This is a genomic window from Flavonifractor sp. DFI.6.63 (genome assembly GCF_024462255.1).
Classification (GTDB): Bacteria; Bacillota; Clostridia; order Oscillospirales; family Oscillospiraceae; genus Lawsonibacter_A; species Lawsonibacter_A hominis.
Genome location: NZ_JANGBE010000007.1, coordinates 96235 through 114667, shown reverse-complemented (window position 1 = coordinate 114667; position 18433 = coordinate 96235). Strand labels below are relative to the sequence as shown.

Genomic DNA, 18433 nt, shown 5'->3' with positions numbered 1-18433 from the left:
ACTTTATTTGGGAGGTGAGACCGGCCATGATCTCCTTCGAGTGCTTTCCGTTGGAGGAGGGCATCCCCATCTATCTCCAGATCATCCGCCACGTGAAGCGCGGCATCGTGGCCGGGATCGTCCGGGACGGAGACGAGCTGCCTTCCCGCCGGGTGCTCTCCGCCCGGCTGGGCGTCAACCCCAATACGGTGCAGAAGGCCTACCGCCTGCTGGAGGAGGAGGGGGTCATCACCTCCCACGCCGGAGCCAAGAGCGCGGTATCCCTGGATGCGGGCGCCGCCGGCCGGATCCGCGCCCAGCTGCTGGAGCAGGAGGGCCTGCATACGGTCCGCTCCCTGCGGCAGATGGGCGTGGGCCGGGAAGAGGCGCTGGCGCTGATCGGGCGGCTTTGGGAGGAAAAGGAGGCGGACGAATGAAGCGATATGGTTCCATATGGATGCTGGCGGCCCAAAACACGCTCTGGAAGCTGCTGCTGATCTGGGCGCTGACTTTTTTAGCGGAGTTTGGCCTGCTCGTCCTTGCAATGGGGCGGCTGGATTATTGGGATGGACTGGAATATCTGGTTTCGGAGAGTCACGCGGCCCTCGCCGCGGGGGCCGGGCTTCTGGCCACCTGCGGGGTGCTCGCCCTCAACGGGTGTGACGGCGCTTCCAGCCGCAGCCGGTATACCCTGCGCAGGCTCCGTGTGGACGAGCGGACACTGACCCTCTGCTGGGGCGGTCACAATGCGCTGTGCCTGCTGGTCTTCTGGGGCGCTCAGGCGGCGTGGGCGCTGTTTCTGTGCCGCTTTGCCATGGCGCATGCGGCGCAGACGCCCTTCAACGACATGAGCCTTTTCCTGGCCTTCTTCCGCAACGGCTTTCTCCACAGCCTGCTCCCCCTTCAGGAGTACAGCCGCGCGATCCGCAACGGGATCTTCCTGCTCTGCCTTGGCCTGACGGCGGCCTGCTTTTCCTACCAGCAGCGGCACGGACGCAGGGGCTTCGCCATACTGCCCCTGTCGGTGCTGACGGTCGTTTCCTTTTCCCAGGGGTTTGCCATGGCCGAAACCGATATTGCGCTGAGTGCGGTGGCTCTGTTCACCGCTGCCGGAGCCGTTTGGAATGTTTGGAGGTGCTATGAGGATGAAGCTTGAGCGCTGGTATCCCCTGGGCTTTCCCGGCGGCGCCGAGTGCGCCTGGACCGCCGCGGGGCTCGGCGCGGCGCTGCTGTACGGCTGGTGCCGGTTCGCCGCCCCCTTTCAGCGGGCTCTGTCCGCGCTGTATGAGTCTGGCGCGGGTCGTGTGCGCGTTCTCATACCCGGCGCGGTGATGGCCCCCTTCCCCACGTTTCTGTCCGGTGTGTTCACCGGCTTCTGGGCACTGGCCCTGTGCATGCCCGCTTTGGCCGTATTCCACTACGCCTGGCACTTTCAGGGCAGCCGGAGCATCTACCGGATGCGCAGGCTCCCCCAGCGCTGGGAACTGTGGCGGCGATGCCTGGCCGGTCCGCTGGCGGGCGCGCTGGGCTGTTTGCTGGCGGCAGGGCTGACGCTGCTGCTGTGTCTTTTATGCTATTGGTTCCAGACGCCGGCGGCATGCCGGGCGGCCGATCTGTGGGCTATGACCGGAGGTGTATCATGATCCAGATCAAACAAGTCAAAAAATACTATCCGGGGGGCAAGCAGGCCCTTGGGGGGATCGACCTGTCCCTGCCCCGCGGGGAGATCGTGGGCCTCTTCGGGGAGAACGGCGCGGGCAAGACCACCCTGATGAAGTGCATCCTGGGCCTGCTGCGCTACACGGGAGAGATCACCCTGGATGGAGCTCCCATCACCCACAGAAACAGCGCAAAACTCTCCTTCGCCACCTGCGAGCACTCCTTTTTCCCCAACCTGAGCCCGGCCCAGCACCGCGCCTTTTTCCGCTCCCATTTCCCCGCGTTCCGGGAAAAGCGCTTCTCCGCCCTGATGGAGTTTTTTGCCCTGCCCATGGGCAAGGCCCTGCGCGGCTTCTCCACCGGACAGAAAAACCAGTTCGAGGTCATTCTGGCCCTGTGCCAGGGGGCGGACTATATCCTGATGGACGAACCCTTCGCGGGCAACGACGTGTTCAATCGTGAGGACTTTTATAAGGTCCTGCTGGGTATTCTGGAGCCGGAGGAGACCGTGCTGCTGTCCACCCACCTGCTGGAGGAGGTGCAGCACTTCATCGGCCGGGCGGTGCTGCTGCATCAGGGGGCACTGGCGGGGGATGTGACCACGCTGGCGCTGGAGGAATCGGGCCGGAACCTGATGGATTTCGTCAAGGAGACCTACCGCTACCGGGAGGACCGGGTCAGCCGCGCCCTGTCCGACCTGACCGGCGAGGAGGAAGCGAAATGAAGGCAGCCGTACCCGTTCTTGTGATCCTGGCCCTTCTGTCCGCGCTGCTGCTGACCGGGGCCAGCGCGGCCCTGGCACAGGACTGCGACAAGGTGGTCCTCACCGAGACCGTTTTGGCTGGCGACACGTCCCGGGCGGCGGGGCTGTCGGTGACCGCATCCTCCCACTGCCGCGACCATCTGTTGTGGGAGAGCCGCTTTTCCGTGGGGCGGCTGGAGGAACTGGAGACGGATTTTTCCCTTTCGCAGGAGAAAGTGCTTGACGGTTACCGCACTTCCGATTTCGCCGGCGACTGTCTCTCCCTCTCCTTTTTTGAGGGCGGGATCAGCTCCAGCGGCTCGTTGGAAGACGCTGTCGCGGAGAACGTCATGCTGCAAAGCATATTCGCGCTGGCCAAGGACGTGGCCAGCCGGGCCGAGCCCGGCGGCGAGCACACCGAGACCGTCGACCTGGCGGAGTATTACGAGTACGTTCCCCTTTATGCCGATCTTTACGGCATCCCCGGATTTATACCGGAGAAGGAACTGGCGCTGACCCGGCTGCTCCAGGACTATTTCCGCATCCCCGTGCCGGAAGGCTGGCTGCTGGAGATCACCGTGGAGACCCTTTCCGACGGCTCGCTCTGCAGCGTCAGCGTCAACAGCCTGGAGCGGCAGCTGGATCTGTACGGCGACAGCGTCCAGACCGGCGACAGCATCCTGTTTGTATCCCCGCTCCGCTTCAGCGACGGGAGCGAGCCGGACCTGAGCCGGATCCCCGGCGGCCGGGGGATCTACCGGCTCTCCGGCCTCGCGGCGCAGGAGTATACCCTCTCCACCGCCTACTCCCTGCCGGAGCAGGCCGTGCCCGTCCGTTTCTGGGCGGAGGAGGAGGCGCTCTTCCTCCTGACCCAGGAAGAGGGCGTTCTCCGTCTGCGGATACTGGACCCCGAGACCGTGACCGTGCGGCAGACCCTGGACCTGCTCCCCTGGGGTGAGGACGATCCCTTCTGCTCCGTATACCGGGGCGACGGCTTCTTCGTGCCCATCACGCAGAGCGAGTCCGCCCGGCGGCTGGCGGTGGTGGAGCAAAGCGGCGCGGGCGCCTGGCAGCGGAACTTCGTTGCGGATTGGAGCCTCCAGAAGGAACGGGATTGCTATCTGTCCGGATCAGTCAACCACGTGTCTATGGCCTGGGACGGCGTACGGCTGGCCGTCTCCGGCAGCTGGGGCGATCGGGGATCCTGGGGCAACAGCTTCTATCTGGCGGTCTATACCCGCGAAGGCCTGACGTTCCTGGCCGCCTATGAAAACAGTCTGGACGGCAATTCCGTCTCCGGCGTGAACATGTGCCAGCCCCGGTACTACCGCCCCCGGGTTCTGGCCTGGGAAGCAGGCGCGTAAAATCCGCCTCCTGCGGCGAGGCCAGACGCGGCCTCGCCGCTTTTTGAGAAGGCCGCGGCCCGCCGGGGGCTTTGGGGACAAGCTGACCCTTGACAAATCCGGACGGTTGGGCTAAAATAGTCGCAACCACATCCTTAAAGGCAATGATGGGAAGAAGATATGACCCGTCCCGCTCAGAGAACCGGTGGTTGGTGCGAACCGGCGCGGGGAGGCATGTGGATACTGGTCCCTGAGCCGCCCGCCTGAACTTGCGTAGGGCGGGCCGTCCGGCCCCGTTACCGGCCACGGCCTTGTTGGAGGCCAACGAGCGTCCGCCGGAAACGGCGGGCGGAAGCAGGGTGGTACCGCGTAAGTTTACGCCCCTGACCATTACGGATGGTCAGGGGCGTTTTTTGCACCCTGACCGAGCTTGACAGGAGGAATCCCCATGAAACCGGCACAAGAAAAGTACATCCCCTTCGTCCCTCTCAAACGGCCCCGGCGCGCCTGGCCCGACCGGGAGCTGAAAGCGCCCCCCATCTGGTGCTCCGTGGACCTGCGGGACGGCAATCAGGCTTTGATCGATCCCATGAACGTGGAGGAGAAGCTGGAGCTGTTCCACACGCTGGTGGACATCGGCGTCAAGGAGATCGAGGTGGGCTTCCCCTCCGCCTCCGAGACGGAATATGAGTTCATCCGCACCCTCATCGAGGGGGGGCATATCCCCGACGACGTGACCATCCAGGTATTGGTCCAGGCCCGGGAGCATCTGATCCGCAAGACCTTTGAGGCCATCGACGGGGCCAAGCATGTGATCTTCCATTTTTACAATTCCACCTCTACCCTTCAGCGGAAGGTGGTCTTCCACACCGACGTGGCGGGGGTAAAGCACATCGCCGTGGACGCCGCCCGGCTGATCCGCACGCTGTCCCAGCCCGCCCTGGACGCGGGGATGGACCTGCGGTATGAGTATTCCCCCGAGTCCTTCATGGGCACTGAGATGGACGCCGCCGTGGAGATCTGCCAGGCCGTCATCGAGGCGCTCCACGCCACGCCGGAGCGCAAGGTCATCCTCAACCTGCCCACCACGGTGGAAAACTGCATGCCCAACTACTTTGCCGATGAGATCGAGTATTTTATCGAAGCGCTGCCCTCCCGCGACTGCGCCGTCATCTCCCTGCATCCCCACAACGACCGGGGCGAAGGCGTCGCCACCGCCGAACTGGGCCAGCTGGCGGGCGCCGAACGGGTGGAGGCCACCCTCTTCGGCAACGGCGAGCGCACCGGCAACGTGGACATGGTCACCCTGGCGCTGAATCTGTATACCCAGGGCGTGGATCCAAAGCTGGACTTCTCCGACATCAACCGAATCCGGGACGTGTACGAGCGGGTCACCAAAATGAAGATCGGCGAACGGCAGCCCTATGTGGGCGAGCTGGTGTTCACCGCCTTCTCCGGTTCGCATCAGGACGCCATCAACAAGGGCAGCCGCTATATGCAGGAGAGCGGCAGCGAGTATTGGGAAGTGCCCTACCTGCCCATCGATCCGGCGGACGTGGGACGGCAGTACGAGCCCATTATCCGCATCAACAGCCAGTCCGGCAAGGGCGGCGCCGCCTTTGTCATGCAGCACAATTTCGGCTTTGATCTGCCCAAGAACATGCATCCGGAGTTCGGCCACATTGTGCAGCTGGAGACCGACCGCGTAGGCAAGGAGCTCCCGGCCCAGCGGGTCTACGAGCTGTTCCGGGAGGAGTACATCGACGCCGATTCCCCCTATCAGCTGGTACGGCATTCCTTTGCGGAATTTACCGATGAGGACGGACACTCCCACGTGACCTTCGCCGGCACGCTGCGGCATAAGGAAACCGTCTTCCAGGTCAACGGCTCCGGCAACGGTCCCATCGATGCTTTTTTCAACGCCATCCACGGTCAGAAGATGGACCGCTTCACCTTTGTGGACTACAAGGAGCACGCCATCAAGCAGGGCTCCGACTCCCAGGCGGTCTCCTATATCCACCTCAAGGACCAGGCCGGAAAAGACTGGTTCGGCGTTGGGATTTCCCACAACATCAACCTGGCCCCCCTCAAAGGCATCCTCTCCGCCATCAACCGCGCCGTACGGCACGGAGAGTAGGGGCCGCCCCGCCCTTCTTCCCCCACGCTTCACAATTTTTTGTCTTCCGCACGCTGCAAAAAACAGCTGAATTCCCTTTGACCTGGATAAAGCCTTCTGTTTATGATAGGTAGAAATCAAATATCGGCAATCAGCGACACATGTGGCGCTATGCGCGTAAATCTGATCACGGTACGCAGTTGCAGGCATGTGTGGGGATACTTTTACAGCGCATGCGTACGCATGCGCTGTTTTTTTGTAGTCAAGACCACCCATGAAAGGGGTGGTCTTGACTACATGATGCCAGGGCAGCCGTCAGGCCCGGTAGGCAAGGATCACATATTCCCAGTGCTCAAGATTCTCCGCTTTGGCGGTATCATGGCTGCGCAGGAACTGCCCCACCTGCTCCATCAAGATCCGCCGGTCCTCGGGCGAGAGGTGGAGGACCCCGGAGAGCATCGCCCCGTACTCCGAAAGCTCGTTCTCATTATGCTGCTGGGCGGCGGCCAGGAAGCGGCGGAACGCGCCGTCCACCAGATTGGCCGCCAAGGCCTCCCGTTCCCCCTGGAATCCGTCGTTGCGCCCCATCTGGAGCTGTACTTCCACGTCGGCATCGCGGTAATAGGTGACCTCCATATCGCCCGCCCGGGCATGGTGATCCACCTCCACCACACCGATCTCCTCCAGTTTTTTGAGATGATGCTGCACCGCGGCCGGGGAAAGATACAGCCTGTCCGCCAGATCCTTGGCCGTCAGCGGCACCTCTGACAGGCGCAGCAGCCGGATCATCTCCTGCCGGACCGGATTTGTAAAGATCTTGATCTGCTTGCGTTCTTCCAGCACGATGCTCCTGCGTGCCATACCGACCGCCCCCTTTATTTGTTAAAAGGATAACATATCCGCTGCTCCCCTGCAAGGCGCAGATGCAAAAAACCGTCCCGGCGCGCCTTTTCGACATGCCGGGACGGTCTTTGCGCTTTACGCCTCCGGGACCGGGGGCTGAAGGCCGATCAGCTCCTCCACCGGCAGAGAGAACAGGATGCCCCTGGCCTCAGTGGTGAGTCCCGCCGCCCGGTGGATGGCCACCATCAGCTCGTGCTTCTGGGCCTGCGGCGTCAGAATGGCCACCACCTCCTTTTCCGGCTGGAGGGTAAAGCCCAGCAGGTTTTCCGTGTCCTCCATGCCCACACGCCGGGCGTGGAGGACCGTACCGCCCCGGGCGCCCTCCTCCCGTGCGGCATCCATCACGGTATCCAGGCTTCCACGGTTCACCACCGCCAGAATGAGCGCATATCGGTTGGCCGTTTCCATCTCCATCTCCTCCTTACATTCCGTTTCCCGCTGCGTCTCGTCCGCCTTGCACAGCACCTGGGGCACCATGCCGCTCACGCCCGACAGGGGGACCGTGAACAGGATCCCGCGGCCGGGACTGCTGAAATCGAAGCGCTGATTGGCCAATTCCATGACCCGCCGCACGCGGTGGGCGGGGACCAGGGTAATGACCACGTCCTTCTCCGTCTCGGACAGGCCAAAGTAATCCAGTATCTTGGAATTGGCGGTGCCCAGCCCCATGCAGAGGTAGTCGAAATGCAGGCGCTGTTCCCGGTACAGGCTCACCGCAGCGGCGCCCTTCCCCCGGTCTACGATGGTCACCAGCATTTTCAGCACGGACAGATGGTTCTGACTCATCAGAGCTCCACCTCCTCGTTGTAATCAATGATCTCGTCCACAAACTCGATCTCCCGCTCCTCCGCCTGGGTCACATCGCGGGTGCGCCGGATCTTTCGCTGATAGATCAGACCCAGCAGCTGGATGGTGATCAGCGGCGTCATCGCCACCATCGCCACCACGCCGAAGGCGTCGGTCAGGATGTCCCGGCCCAGGGCCTCGCATGCGCCCATGGTCAGGGGCAGCAGGAAGGTGGCCGTCATGGGACCGGAGGCCACGCCGCCGGAGTCGAAGGCGATGGCGGTGAAGATCCGGGGCACGCAGCGGGTCAGGAGCAGCGCGACGGCATAGCCGGGTACCAGGAGATAGTAGATCGGAATGCCCAGACATACCCGCAGCATCGCCAGACCGATGGAGACCGCCACGCCGATGGACAGCGCCAAGCCGATGGCCTTCTGCGGAATGGCGCCGCTGGTCACATCTTCCACCTGCCGGTTGAGCACATGCACTGCCGGCTCGGCAGCTACGATAAAGTAGCCCACCACCATGCCGATGGGCACCAGCATCCAGTACTGGGGCAGCGCAGCCAGCGTCGTGCCCAGATAATAGCCCGCAGGCATAAAGCCGATGTTTGCGCCGGTCAGGAACAGGACCAGTCCGACGTAGGTATATCCGATGCCCACGATAATCTTGATGACGGCACGGCGCTTGAGCCTGATGGAGGCGAGCTGAAACACCGCGAAGAAGAGGATGATGGGCAGCAGCCCCAGCGCCACCTCTTTCATGTAGTCGGGCAGGCCCTGTAAAAACTGGGCGCCCACGTCCTGCGAGTCAAATACGCTGGGGATGGCAAAGGGGGTGTAAGAGACCTCGGTAGACTGATAGCACAGGCCCAGGAGCATGACCGCCAGGATGGGGCCCACGCTGCACAGCGCCACCATACCGAAATTGTCCTCATCCCGCCCCTTGATGCTGGCCATGCCGGTCCCCAGCGCCATAAGGAAGGGCACCGTGATGGGCCCCGTGGTAACGCCGCCGGAATCGAAGGCCACCGCCAAAAACGCATTGGGCACAAAGATGGAGAGCAGGAACACCCCGGTGTAGAGCGCGATCAGGGTGGGTCCCAGGGGCAGATTGAACCGGGTGCGCAGCATGGATACCACCAGAAACACGCCTACGCCGGCCGCCACCGCCAGTATGATCACCGCGTCAGGGACGGCCGGAACCTGCCGGGCCAGCACCTGCAGGTCGGGCTCGGCAATCGTGACCATGGCGCCGATGAGAAAACAGATGACCGCCACGGCGATCAGCTTCCACCTCCCGCCCAGCTTGCGGCCCATCTGTTCCCCGATGGGCATCATGGCCATGTCGGCACCCAGGGAGAAAAATCCCATCCCCACGATGAGCATCGCCGCCCCCAACAGAAAGAGCAGCAGCGTTCCGATCGGCATAGGCGCCAGGGTAAAACTCAGTAAAAGCACGATCACCGTGATCGGCAGGACCGATGAAAGTGCCTCTGAAATCTTTTCCTTTAGTTTTTTTCGCATAGATGCACCTCGCTTTCGTTCTCAGGTTTTCCCCGCCTCGCGTTCCACTTCGCCCCGCTCCCCCCAAATTCCCATATCTGTGCACCTCCCTTCTTTTGAAAATGCGGCCGCCAGTCCATATTCGGGCCGGGGCCGCATGCGTCGTTCTTCTCTTTCTTGTTTAGTTTAACATACTTTTCCATCCAGTTGTGTAAAGAAAGCGTTACAATTTCAATGCGAAATAAATCTGTGCCGGGGATCCATGGCGTCCCGCAGACCATCCCCCACAAACTGAAGGCAGAGCACCGTCAGCACGATGCACAGCCCCGGCGGCAGCCATACCCACGGCCGTCCGGTGAGCACCGACAAGCCGGAGGCATACTGGATCAGGTTGCCCCAGGAGGCCTGGGGCGTGCGGATCCCGACCCCCAGGAAGCTCAGGCTGGATTCGGACAGGATGGCCCGGCCCACCCGCAGGGGCAGCGCTGCCCACACCGGGGAGACCGCGTTGGGCAGCACGTTGCGCCGCAAAATCGTGGCCGTGCTTCCGCCCAGCGCCTGTACGGCGACGATATACTCCTGTTCCCGCACCGACAGGGTATTTCCGTAAACCAGCCGGGCAATGCCCGTCCAGCCCAACAATCCGATGACCAGGATCAGATTGACCACCGAGGGGCCCACCAGGGCCACCAGGCACAGGACCAGAACAATGCTGGGAAAGGTTTGAAACAGATCTGCCAGACGCATGATCCAGAACTCCCACGTTCCTCTGCGGTAGCCCGCGATCAGGCCCAGCGGCACGCCCACCGCCACGCTCAGCCCCGCCGCGGCAAAGCCCACCAGCAGGGAGATCCGCCCGCCGCAGACCAGCCGGGCAAACAGGTCCCGGCCCACATCGTCGGTCCCCAGCCAATGCGTCCCCGAGGGCGCAGCCCAAAAGCCCGCCTCCAAATCGCAGTAATTGGGCTCCAAGCCCATCAGGGGCGGCAGCAGCACCACCAGCAGCGTCTCGGCCAGGAGAATGGCAAGACAGGCCATGGCCCTCCGGTCCCGCCGCAGCCGGAGCCAGGCCCCATAAACCGCCCGCCGCCTATCCATGGCTGCACCCCGCGGCATACCGCACTCTGGGGTCGACCAGGCCGTAAATCACGTCCAACAGCAGATTGGTCAGCAGCACCGCCAGGGCAATGACCACCGTCACCCCCATGACGACCGGATAGTCCCGGCTGAGAATGCCGGAAAACAGCAGACTTCCCATGCCCGGCCAGCCGAACACCCGCTCCACCACCACAGAGCCGCCGATGATATGCGGGATATGGGTCAGCACAGTGGTGAGCACCGGGATCAGCGCGCCCCGGAACGCATGGCGGACCATAACGGCCCGGTCATTCAGGCCCTTGGCCCGGGCCGTCGTGATATAATCCTCGCCCAGCGCCTCCAGACAGGCCGAACGGGTCTGTTTGATGAGCCCCCCCAATCCGCTGACGCATACTACCCCGGCGGGCAGGACCAGATGCCGCATCAGGTCGCCCAGGCCGGAAAAGGAGCCCGAGGCATACATTCCATGGCTGGGCAGCCAGCCCAGCACCACGGAAAACAGAAAGATCCCCGCCAGGCACAGAAAAAAGCCCGGTACGCCGAAGCTGACCAGACTTAGGGCAGACGCGGCCTTATCCCAACCGGAGCGGGGCTTCCAGGCCGCCAGGACTCCCAGCGGCAGGGCAATGCCAACCGCCAGCAGCACCCCGGTCCCGGTCAGCAGCAGGGACGGAACAACGCGTTGGGCGATCAGGGCGGAGACCGATTTTCCGCTGGCGTAGGAAGTCCCCAGATCTCCCCGCAGCAGATCCAGCAGCCAAGCGGCGTACTGCGCCGGCAGGGAGCGGTCCAGGCCCAGATAAGCCTCCACCCGCGCGGCCTGGCCGGCCGCGCGGGCACTCCCCTCGCCCGCCAGATCCACGATGGAGCCGGGGGCCAGGTGCAGCAATAAAAATACGATCAATGTGATCCCGAAGAAAACGGGTATGGCCGTCACAAGACGGCCGCGCAGATAACGGCCCATGTGTTTCTTCCTCCTGCACTTCCGGCCTCGGGGCGAGGCACGGGCCGCATGGGACGGCGGCCCTACGGAGGTCCTCTTTTTTTACGGTTTGACCCAATCCCAGACGTTCTCGTTGGAGAAGCTGGACGACGGGTAATCGATGCCCTCCACCGTGGGGGACTGGACGTGGAGCGCCCTGCCGAACCACAGTGGGATGAAGGGGCGCTCACCGGCCAGAAATTCCTGGAACCGCTCCACCAGGGCCTGCCGGACAGCGGCGTCGGCCGCCCCCTTAATTTCGGAAAAATAGCTGGCATAGGGCGCAAGATCCGCCACGTGGAAGATATTGTTGCCTTCGCTCAGGCGGCTCTCCGTGAACCACAGGGGCAGCGCGCCTGGCGTATGGCTTGCGATGGCCATATCATAGCTTCCATCTACCATCCCGGAAAACATGGTCGCGGAATCCACCGTTTCGATGAGCACTGTAATCCCCACCTCGGCCAGCTGCTGCTGCATCAGCGCCGCCAGACCGGAGCGGTTGGCGGTACAGGCGAGCTTGTAGGTCTGTCCGGCGTAGCCCCCCTCTTCCAGCAGAGCACGAGCCTGCTCCACATCCCGGCTCCAGGTCACCGGGGCGGTATAGCCGGTTCCGGGCGTCAGGTCGGTGGCGGTAGGCTCCCCCATGCCCTGGGTGGACTGGAGACAAAGGCTCTGCTTATCCAGCGCCAAATCCATGGCCCGGCGCACCTGCGCGCTGGCGATGGTCTCGTTATTGAGCATCAGCTCGAAGAAGGTGTTGGGCACTTCCCCTTCCAGCACCGTCAGGCCCGCCTGGCGGGCCAGTTCGGCGTCCTCCACCGACACGCTGCCGCCGAAGGCGTAATAATCCAGGTCTCCGGCAATGAGTGAGGTCAGCAGATTGGATTTGTCCATCACGGTAATGACCAGGCGGTCAAAGCCGGGCGCGCCCAGCGGATAGTCCGGATTGGACGCGAGCACCAGCTGGCTGCCGGCCGTCTCGGAGACAAACTTGCAGGGCCCGGAGCCCACAGGGGCGTTCCACAGCTCCAGAGACAGCACGTCTTCCGGCGCGCTCTCCCCCAGCAGGTGGGTGGGCAGCACATAAAATTCCCGGTTCCGGTCCAGCAGGAAGTCCTCCGGCGTGGTGGGCGCCTTGAAGGTAAGCTTGAGGGTGTAGGGCTCCACCGCTTCTACGCCCAGGCGCTCCCCGGTCGCTGCGCCGGTATCGTCGGTCCCGGCCAGCACCGCGAAGACCGAACGCCCCGGAGCGGGACAGTCCGGGTGCGTCATCAGGGTGATGGTCTGCACCCAGTGCTCCGCCGTAACGGGGGTGCCGTCATGGAACGCGGCGGCCTCATTCAAGCAAAACAGCACGGCATAGCCTCCATCGGCGCTCTCCCAGGACACGGCCGCACGGGCATCCAGGGTGCCGTCCGCATGGACGTAGGCCAGACGGTCATAGAGCTTGTCATAGATAATGCGGGAATAGTTGCTTCCCGACGGGCTGTTGTAGGGCATCAGAGAATCCCATGCGTTGGACAGCCCGTAGCGGACCACCCGTTCTTCCGCCGGCGTCCCCATCGGTGTCGGTACCGGCGTTTCCGCTGCCGGAGTGCATCCCGCCAGCAACAGCGTCAACGTCAGCAGCAGGGACAAGATCCGTTTCATTCCACCGCGCTCCTTTCCATGCCAGACATGCCAAATGCCCGAAAACGACCCACCGGGCCATTTTCAGGCATTTACACGGCTTGCTTTCGCCTGTTATTATAACCGCATTTTTCCCGGAGTGCAAGGGCGGATTCTCCGGCGCTAGCTCTGGCTCTCCCGAAGCGCGTTTTTCCGCTGCCGCGCCTCGTCCATCATCTGATGCAGGCACTCCAGCGCGTCGGACAGCCCGCCGATCCGGTCGATCAGTCCAATGGCCACCGCCTGTTCTCCATAAATGACACTGCCGATGTCAGCGGCCAGCTCTCCGGTCTGGAGCATCATTTTTGTAAAGGTATCGCGCCTTACGGCGCTGTTTTTGGTGACAAACTGGATGATCCGCTCCTGGATCCGTTCGAAATAATTGAACGTCTGGGGGACGCCGATGACCAGCCCGTTCAGACGCACCGGGTGGATGGTCATCGCCGCCGACGGCGCGATAAAGGAGCGTTTGGCGGATACCGCCAGCGGCACCCCGATGGAGTGCCCGCCTCCCAGCACCAGGGAAACCGTGGGCTTGGACATGCTGGAGATCAGCTCCGCGATGCCCAGCCCCGCCTCGATATCGCCCCCCACGGTATTCAGCAGCACCAGCAGGCCGTCTACCTCGTCGCTCTCCTCAAGGGCGGCCAGCAGGGGCATCACATGCTCGTACTTGGTCGTCTTGGCCGTGGGCGGCAGCAGCTGATGCCCTTCCACCTGCCCCACGATGGTCAGGGTATGGATCGTCCCCCGCTCGGTCTTGATCGTAGCCGACCCCATATCCACCAGCTGCTGCTGACGCTGCGAGGAGTCGCTGTTGTCCTCACTGCCGGTCTCGGCCGTCGGTTTCGTCTCATCCATCGGTATGCCTCCCCGTTTCATTTGGCTCAGTTTGCCCGGAACAGGGGAAAATCATCCGTCTTTTGCGGAAAGGGGTTAACGCTCCCCCTGCGTCAGAGGGTATCCTGATGCCGGGAAATGGAGGCGCAAGGATAAAAATGAAAGCGCTATGCGCGCCACCGGACTGAGCGAGCGCGCCGTGCGCTTCTAGGGCATTACCGCATCATTCAACGCGTGCGGATTGGCGCAAATTGGCCGCCAAGACGTGCGTGGGGAATTGTGCGGTGATGCCCTAGATCCAGGAAAAGCGGCCGGCCCCCTCCGGCGCGGCAGAAAAACGGGCGTGCCTGATTGGATTTTTCCGACGCGGACTTGGAATGTCTGAAAACCATCGCCACCCTGGAACGCGCTCTTGTTCGGTATGGGCTTGGCTGCGCACTGCGTATGGATGGTCCCCATGCTCTGCCGGGCGGCGGCGCTGGCCGTCCGCCTGGTCCTGGGCAGTACGCTGGGAAAATGGATTGCCGGGCGGCTTGACCTCTGGATGGGCCGGCGCCCCGCGCCTGCGGGTGTGGATTCTGCGGGGCCCCGTCTGCGGCCGGGAGCCCCGGAGAAATTTTCTCCGGGGCTCCCGTTTTTTCTTTACTTTGCCTCGTAGACCGCCTTCACGCCCTTATCGCTCCTATAAGCAGGCCCGCTGCACCTCATTACGGCAGCTCCGTCAGCCACCGGCCCGGCAAGGCCCTTCCGCCTTCCAGCGGGATATACCAGTATCCCACCGAGATGGCGGTCACCTGCTCCGGCTCCACCGGATCGGGATACGTCCAGCAGTCCTGATAGTAGCCTTCCTCATCATAGACATTGCTCCTTCCGCGCTCTATCGTCATATGGCTTCCATCGGCCAGATAGACGCTCAGCGGAAAAACGGACAGATCGCCCCGTTTCTCATTCTCCGGGAGGCGAAGATCCAGGGCAGCGCTCATGGCGGTGAGTGTGAGCGTCTCCACTGGCTTTCCACTGATGGTTTGCCCCACGGTCACCGTGCGCTCGGGCAGGATGTTCAAGGGGAAGGTCAGCTCCCAGTCCCCTTCGATCCGCTCTTTCGTACCGATCCATCCCTCCAGGTTGAGCTCTTTGCCTTGATAGATCTCCTTCGGCAGATATTCCTCAGCGATCATATCCGTATAAAAGTTCATACGGTAATCCACGTACCGGTTGCCCTTGTATGTAAAATGGTAGTCGACGGCGTTCCTGACCCCATCGGACGGGCCCACCGACCATATCTCAATGCCGGGATAGAACTCCCACTCCGGGACCTCGTAGCCGTCCATCACCTTGATCTGGATGTGGAGCCGCCCCTTCTCATCAAATCCCATGGAAGACAGAGTAAAACCAACTGCTCCCTCCAGCTCCATGGGAGTCTGTTCAGGGACCAGCGCGACTCTGTCGTCATCGGTACCGCGGGAGTGCTCCTCCGGGAGCCGGAACGCCTTCAGCACGTTGTCCGGCTCCAGCAGCTCCACAGGCAGCGGGACGCCCTCAAAGTTCTCCCCGCCCCATACCTCGTTGATGGTAATGGTGGCCGTGCCGTCCTCATTGCGCGGACCTCTCGCCTCACTGCCCAAGGCACCCTCCGCCAGCAGGGTTCGCTTCTCCGGGTCATAGGCGGCGGAATATGCCACGAAGTTCATATGGGTGTCCGCCGTCAGCCGGTCCCCCGTCAGGTCTTTTACTTCCAGATAGTATTTCCCATTGTTCTCGTCCGCGATAGCCTTGACCACAGTGATCTGAATTCCCTGATCCGTAACAGTGACCCCGTTCACCGTCTGGGCATAGCCTCCAAACCCGCCCAGCAGGCCCTCCAGCGCGTCCCGCAGGGTCGGTGATGCTGCCAGAGCGGTCACTGCCAGCGCAGCGCACAGGGCGGCGGCTATCAGGGTCGTGCGCAAAGTCCACTGCCGCTTCTTCATATCCTTTTCTCCTTTCAGTTCCGCCAGAATCGCGTCCCGCCGGGCCCGACTCAGGGTAAGCCACGCCAGCTCCCGATCCAGGCGGTCAGCCTGACGCATGTGCTTCATTATGCCCGTCCCCTCCTTCCAGTTTCACACGGAGCATTCCTCTGGCCCTGGACATACGCATACGTACCGCATATTCCGAGCAGCCCAGTGCTCCGGCAATCTCTTTGACGCTCCACTCCTGGTAATAGTAGAGGGTCACCACTCCCCGGTACTTGACCGGCAAGCTCATCACCGCGCGGGCCAGGGTATCGTCCTCCGGCTCCGGACCCGGCACCGCACAGTCCTCCAGTGCCTCCACGGGGGCGCGGCGGCGGCGCCACGGGCTGCGCAGATAATCCTTGCATACGTTCACAGCAATCCGAGTCAGCCATGTCTCTGGTAAGCAGTCCCCCCGAAAACGCTCTTTTGCCTGCAGCGCCCGCAGAAAAGTGTCCTGTACCGCGTCCTCTGCGGAATGCACATCTCCCAGGTACAGGGCGCAGGTACGCAGCAGCCGGTCCCCGCAGTGCTCCACCATGCGCTCCAGATCCAGTTCTCCGTCCTGCATGTTCTCCCCCCTTTCGTTCTCTGACCATTTGACGAAACAGCTCAGCCAAGTATAACAAAATATGACAAAGCCCCGGAGAAATTTTCTCCGGGGCTTCCGTTTTTTCTTTACTTTGCCTCGTAGACCGCCTTCATGCCCTTATAGGTCATATAGCAATCCAGCTTGGAAACGGTCTCAAAGGGCGCGTGCATGGAGAGCACGGGCACTCCCGCATCCAGGGTGTCGATATCCCGCTGGGCCATATAGCAGGCCACCGTACCGCCGCCGCCGGCGTCCACCTTGCCCAGCTCGGCCATCTGCCAGGCCACGCCGGCCTCGTCCAGCACCTTCCGGGCATAGGCCACGACCTCGGCGGAAGCGTCGGATGCCCCCGACTTGCCGCGGGCGCCGGTATACTTGCAAAGGCCCATGCCGTAATTGATGCGGGCGCTGTTGCGCTTTTCGTATACATCGGCAAAGTTGGGGTCGAAGGCCGCCGTCACGTCGGCGGAGAGGCAGAAGGACTTTTCATAGCAGACCTTCAGGGGGACCCGCTGCACGTCGCACAGGTCGCTCACGAAGGTATCGAAGGCGGCGGACTGCATGCCGGAAACGCCCTCGGAGCCGATTTCCTCCTTGTCCGCCAGCATGCACACGGCGGTGCGCTCCGGCGTACCCAGGTCCAGCAGCGCGGCCAGCGCCGCAAAGGCGCACACCCGGTCGTCGTGTCCGTAGGCGCCGATCAGGGAGCGGTCAAATCCCACGTCCACAGCCTTGAACGCAGGCACTGCGACAAGCTCTGCGGAAATGAAGTCCTCTTCCACGATGTTGTATTTCTGATTCAGAAGGTCCAGGATGGCCAGCTTTACCCGCTCCGAGCCCTCGTCATCCTTGAACGGCCGGCTGCCCACCAGCAGATTCAGGCTTTCGCCGGGGATGGCTTCGCCCAAGGGCTTTTTGGACTGCTCGGCCCCCAGGTGGGGCAGCAGATCGTCCACCGTGAACATCGGATCGCCGGGGGCCGCGCCAATGGCCACCGTGAGCTTGGAGCCGTCCTTCCGGGCAATGACGCCATGGAGCTCCAGCGGGATGGTCACCCACTGATATTTCCGGATCCCGCCATAATAATGGGTCTTGAGAAACGCCAGCTCGCTGTCCTCGTACAGGGGATTCTGCTTCAGATCCAGACGGGGCGAATCGATGTGGGCCGCACCGATGTTCACGCCCTCGCTCATCGGACGGCTGCCCAGTACGGCCAGCATGAGGGCCTTGCCCCGGTTCACCCGGTAGACCCTGTCGCCGGGCTGGAGCGCCATCCCGCGGATAAACGGCCGAAACCCCTTTGCCTCGGCCAGGCGTACCGCCTCATCGACGCATTCCCGCTCCGTCTTGCCCGCGTCCAGAAACTTTTTATAGTCCTCACAGTAGACGTTCATATCCGTCTCTTCTCCGGCACTCAGACGGTCATAGCCATTCTTGGGCCGGTAGAGCAGCGCGTCCCGCCGCAGCTCACCGGGCGTTTTTTGCTTTTCTTCCATATCGTATTGCCTCCTTACTTGCTCTTTCCATCCACTTTATCATGGAAATATGAACATTTCAACCTGCGCCGTCCAGTATTTTCCGGAACAGGGCCAGCGCCTCGGCCCGAAACTGCTCCCGTGTCTTGCTCCCGTCGTTTTCCAGGATATAGCCGCAGTGGGTCCGAAAAAAGTCCTCTTTCTGCTGGGCCTCCACCCGCCGGCGCGCGTAATCCTCCGGTATGCCTTCCCGCGCCATGATGCGCCGTATGCGCACCTCCGGCGGCGCCAGCACCCCCACCACTGCTTCACAGCGCCGGGCTGCGCCGCTTTCCACCAGGGCGATGGCGTCGATGGCCGCTGCGGGCCGTCCCTGCGCTTCCGCCTGGGCGCACAAGCGCTCGATCTCCGCCAGAATGAACCGGTGCGTGATGCCGTTCAGCTCCGCCAGGGCTGCGGGGTCCTGAAAGACCACGTTTCCCATCCGCTTCCGGTCTAGTTTGCCCGCTTTGTCCAGAATCTCTCCGCCAAAGCGGTCGGTCAATGCGCTGCGCAGGGGCGCGCTGCTCTGGAGCAAATCGTGATAGACCGCATCTGCATCGATGACGCAGGCCCCCAATTCCTTCAGCGCATCCAGCGCCGTGGTCTTCCCCGCCCCCGTGGGGCCGGTGATCCCGATGCGCTTCATGATCTTGCCGCACCTCCTTCATCGGACGGCCTCCCGCACGGGGTCCGCCCCCCGTCTGTACGC

17 protein-coding genes and 1 other annotated feature are annotated in these 18433 nt (G+C 62.7%); of the genes, 6 read left to right on the top strand and 11 right to left on the bottom strand.

The genetic code is table 11. The features are described 5' to 3' along the window. Positions 1-26: 26 nt before the first annotated feature. The 6 genes from NE547_RS05890 to leuA all read left to right on the top strand — a co-directional run bounded on the left by NE547_RS05890 (position 27) and on the right by leuA (position 5860). A complete protein-coding gene (locus NE547_RS05890; protein WP_186907315.1) occupies positions 27-416 on the top strand; it encodes a GntR family transcriptional regulator in 390 nt (129 codons plus the stop codon). Next, the gene (locus NE547_RS05885) at positions 413-1135 is read left to right on the top strand and encodes a hypothetical protein (protein WP_256174993.1); all 723 of its coding nucleotides are present in this window, start codon (positions 413-415) and stop codon (positions 1133-1135) included. The genes NE547_RS05890 and NE547_RS05885 overlap by 4 nt, the downstream gene beginning before the upstream one ends. Continuing rightward, entirely contained in the window at positions 1119-1622 is a 504-nt protein-coding gene (locus NE547_RS05880; protein ID WP_186907313.1) for a hypothetical protein, read from the top strand. The genes NE547_RS05885 and NE547_RS05880 overlap by 17 nt, the downstream gene beginning before the upstream one ends. Next, the gene (locus NE547_RS05875; RefSeq protein ID WP_186907312.1) at positions 1619-2362 is read left to right on the top strand and encodes an ATP-binding cassette domain-containing protein; all 744 of its coding nucleotides are present in this window, start codon (positions 1619-1621) and stop codon (positions 2360-2362) included. Before NE547_RS05880 ends, NE547_RS05875 begins: the two co-directional genes overlap by 4 nt. Beyond that, positions 2359-3744: a hypothetical protein gene (locus NE547_RS05870; protein ID WP_256174992.1), complete on the top strand. Its 1386-nt coding sequence runs from the start codon at positions 2359-2361 to the stop codon at positions 3742-3744. The genes NE547_RS05875 and NE547_RS05870 overlap by 4 nt, the downstream gene beginning before the upstream one ends. 134 nt (positions 3745-3878) lie before the next feature. Beyond that, positions 3879-4111 (top strand) — a binding site (T-box leader). A gap of 60 nt (positions 4112-4171) precedes the next feature. Beyond that, a complete protein-coding gene (gene leuA / locus NE547_RS05865; protein ID WP_256174991.1) occupies positions 4172-5860 on the top strand; it encodes a 2-isopropylmalate synthase in 1689 nt (562 codons plus the stop codon). Between the two features lie 294 nt (positions 5861-6154). Here leuA and NE547_RS05860 read toward each other — a convergent pair whose 3' ends face one another. From NE547_RS05860 to coaE, 11 genes are all read right to left on the bottom strand, one after another. After that, a complete protein-coding gene (locus tag NE547_RS05860) occupies positions 6155-6700 on the bottom strand; it encodes a winged helix-turn-helix domain-containing protein (protein WP_256174990.1) in 546 nt (181 codons plus the stop codon). A gap of 117 nt (positions 6701-6817) precedes the next feature. Continuing rightward, positions 6818-7528 carry a transcriptional regulator gene (locus NE547_RS05855; protein WP_186907308.1) on the bottom strand — a complete coding sequence of 237 codons (711 nt, stop codon included), beginning with the start codon at positions 7526-7528 and terminating at the stop codon, positions 6818-6820. Continuing rightward, the gene (locus NE547_RS05850; RefSeq protein ID WP_186907307.1) at positions 7528-9054 is read right to left on the bottom strand and encodes a DUF1538 domain-containing protein; all 1527 of its coding nucleotides are present in this window, start codon (positions 9052-9054) and stop codon (positions 7528-7530) included. Before NE547_RS05850 ends, NE547_RS05855 begins: the two co-directional genes overlap by 1 nt. A 210-nt stretch (positions 9055-9264) precedes the next feature. Further along, positions 9265-10131 carry an ABC transporter permease gene (locus NE547_RS05845; RefSeq protein WP_256174989.1) on the bottom strand — a complete coding sequence of 289 codons (867 nt, stop codon included), beginning with the start codon at positions 10129-10131 and terminating at the stop codon, positions 9265-9267. Next, a complete protein-coding gene (locus NE547_RS05840) occupies positions 10124-11095 on the bottom strand; it encodes an ABC transporter permease (RefSeq protein WP_256174988.1) in 972 nt (323 codons plus the stop codon). Before NE547_RS05840 ends, NE547_RS05845 begins: the two co-directional genes overlap by 8 nt. 81 nt (positions 11096-11176) lie before the next feature. Further along, positions 11177-12763 (bottom strand): ABC transporter substrate-binding protein, encoded by a 1587-nt coding sequence (locus tag NE547_RS05835; RefSeq protein WP_256174987.1) that lies wholly within the window; start codon positions 12761-12763, stop codon positions 11177-11179. A 141-nt stretch (positions 12764-12904) separates the two neighbouring features. Beyond that, positions 12905-13642 carry a ClpP family protease gene (locus tag NE547_RS05830; protein ID WP_186907303.1) on the bottom strand — a complete coding sequence of 246 codons (738 nt, stop codon included), beginning with the start codon at positions 13640-13642 and terminating at the stop codon, positions 12905-12907. 686 nt (positions 13643-14328) lie between these two features. Continuing rightward, the gene (locus NE547_RS05825; RefSeq protein ID WP_186907302.1) at positions 14329-15699 is read right to left on the bottom strand and encodes a DUF4179 domain-containing protein; all 1371 of its coding nucleotides are present in this window, start codon (positions 15697-15699) and stop codon (positions 14329-14331) included. Beyond that, the gene (locus NE547_RS05820; RefSeq protein WP_186907301.1) at positions 15677-16186 is read right to left on the bottom strand and encodes an RNA polymerase sigma factor; all 510 of its coding nucleotides are present in this window, start codon (positions 16184-16186) and stop codon (positions 15677-15679) included. The genes NE547_RS05825 and NE547_RS05820 overlap by 23 nt, the downstream gene beginning before the upstream one ends. A 107-nt stretch (positions 16187-16293) precedes the next feature. Continuing rightward, a complete protein-coding gene (locus NE547_RS05815) occupies positions 16294-17703 on the bottom strand; it encodes an aminopeptidase (RefSeq protein WP_186907300.1) in 1410 nt (469 codons plus the stop codon). A 58-nt stretch (positions 17704-17761) separates the two neighbouring features. After that, a complete protein-coding gene (gene coaE / locus NE547_RS05810) occupies positions 17762-18370 on the bottom strand; it encodes a dephospho-CoA kinase (protein ID WP_186907299.1) in 609 nt (202 codons plus the stop codon). Positions 18371-18433 lie beyond the last annotated feature (63 nt).

Coding starts and splice junctions, on each gene's coding strand:
- NE547_RS05890 (WP_186907315.1), top strand. CDS start 27: ATGATCTCCTTCGAGTGCTTTCCGTTGGAGGAGGGCATCCCCATCTAT.
- NE547_RS05885 (WP_256174993.1), top strand. CDS start 413: ATGAAGCGATATGGTTCCATATGGATGCTGGCGGCCCAAAACACGCTC.
- NE547_RS05880 (WP_186907313.1), top strand. CDS start 1,119: ATGAGGATGAAGCTTGAGCGCTGGTATCCCCTGGGCTTTCCCGGCGGC.
- NE547_RS05875 (WP_186907312.1), top strand. CDS start 1,619: ATGATCCAGATCAAACAAGTCAAAAAATACTATCCGGGGGGCAAGCAG.
- NE547_RS05870 (WP_256174992.1), top strand. CDS start 2,359: ATGAAGGCAGCCGTACCCGTTCTTGTGATCCTGGCCCTTCTGTCCGCG.
- leuA (WP_256174991.1), top strand. CDS start 4,172: ATGAAACCGGCACAAGAAAAGTACATCCCCTTCGTCCCTCTCAAACGG.
- NE547_RS05860 (WP_256174990.1), bottom strand. CDS start 6,700: ATGGCACGCAGGAGCATCGTGCTGGAAGAACGCAAGCAGATCAAGATC.
- NE547_RS05855 (WP_186907308.1), bottom strand. CDS start 7,528: ATGAGTCAGAACCATCTGTCCGTGCTGAAAATGCTGGTGACCATCGTA.
- NE547_RS05850 (WP_186907307.1), bottom strand. CDS start 9,054: ATGCGAAAAAAACTAAAGGAAAAGATTTCAGAGGCACTTTCATCGGTC.
- NE547_RS05845 (WP_256174989.1), bottom strand. CDS start 10,131: ATGGATAGGCGGCGGGCGGTTTATGGGGCCTGGCTCCGGCTGCGGCGG.
- NE547_RS05840 (WP_256174988.1), bottom strand. CDS start 11,095: ATGGGCCGTTATCTGCGCGGCCGTCTTGTGACGGCCATACCCGTTTTC.
- NE547_RS05835 (WP_256174987.1), bottom strand. CDS start 12,763: ATGAAACGGATCTTGTCCCTGCTGCTGACGTTGACGCTGTTGCTGGCG.
- NE547_RS05830 (WP_186907303.1), bottom strand. CDS start 13,642: ATGGATGAGACGAAACCGACGGCCGAGACCGGCAGTGAGGACAACAGC.
- NE547_RS05825 (WP_186907302.1), bottom strand. CDS start 15,699: ATGAAGCACATGCGTCAGGCTGACCGCCTGGATCGGGAGCTGGCGTGG.
- NE547_RS05820 (WP_186907301.1), bottom strand. CDS start 16,186: ATGCAGGACGGAGAACTGGATCTGGAGCGCATGGTGGAGCACTGCGGG.
- NE547_RS05815 (WP_186907300.1), bottom strand. CDS start 17,703: ATGGAAGAAAAGCAAAAAACGCCCGGTGAGCTGCGGCGGGACGCGCTG.
- coaE (WP_186907299.1), bottom strand. CDS start 18,370: ATGAAGCGCATCGGGATCACCGGCCCCACGGGGGCGGGGAAGACCACG.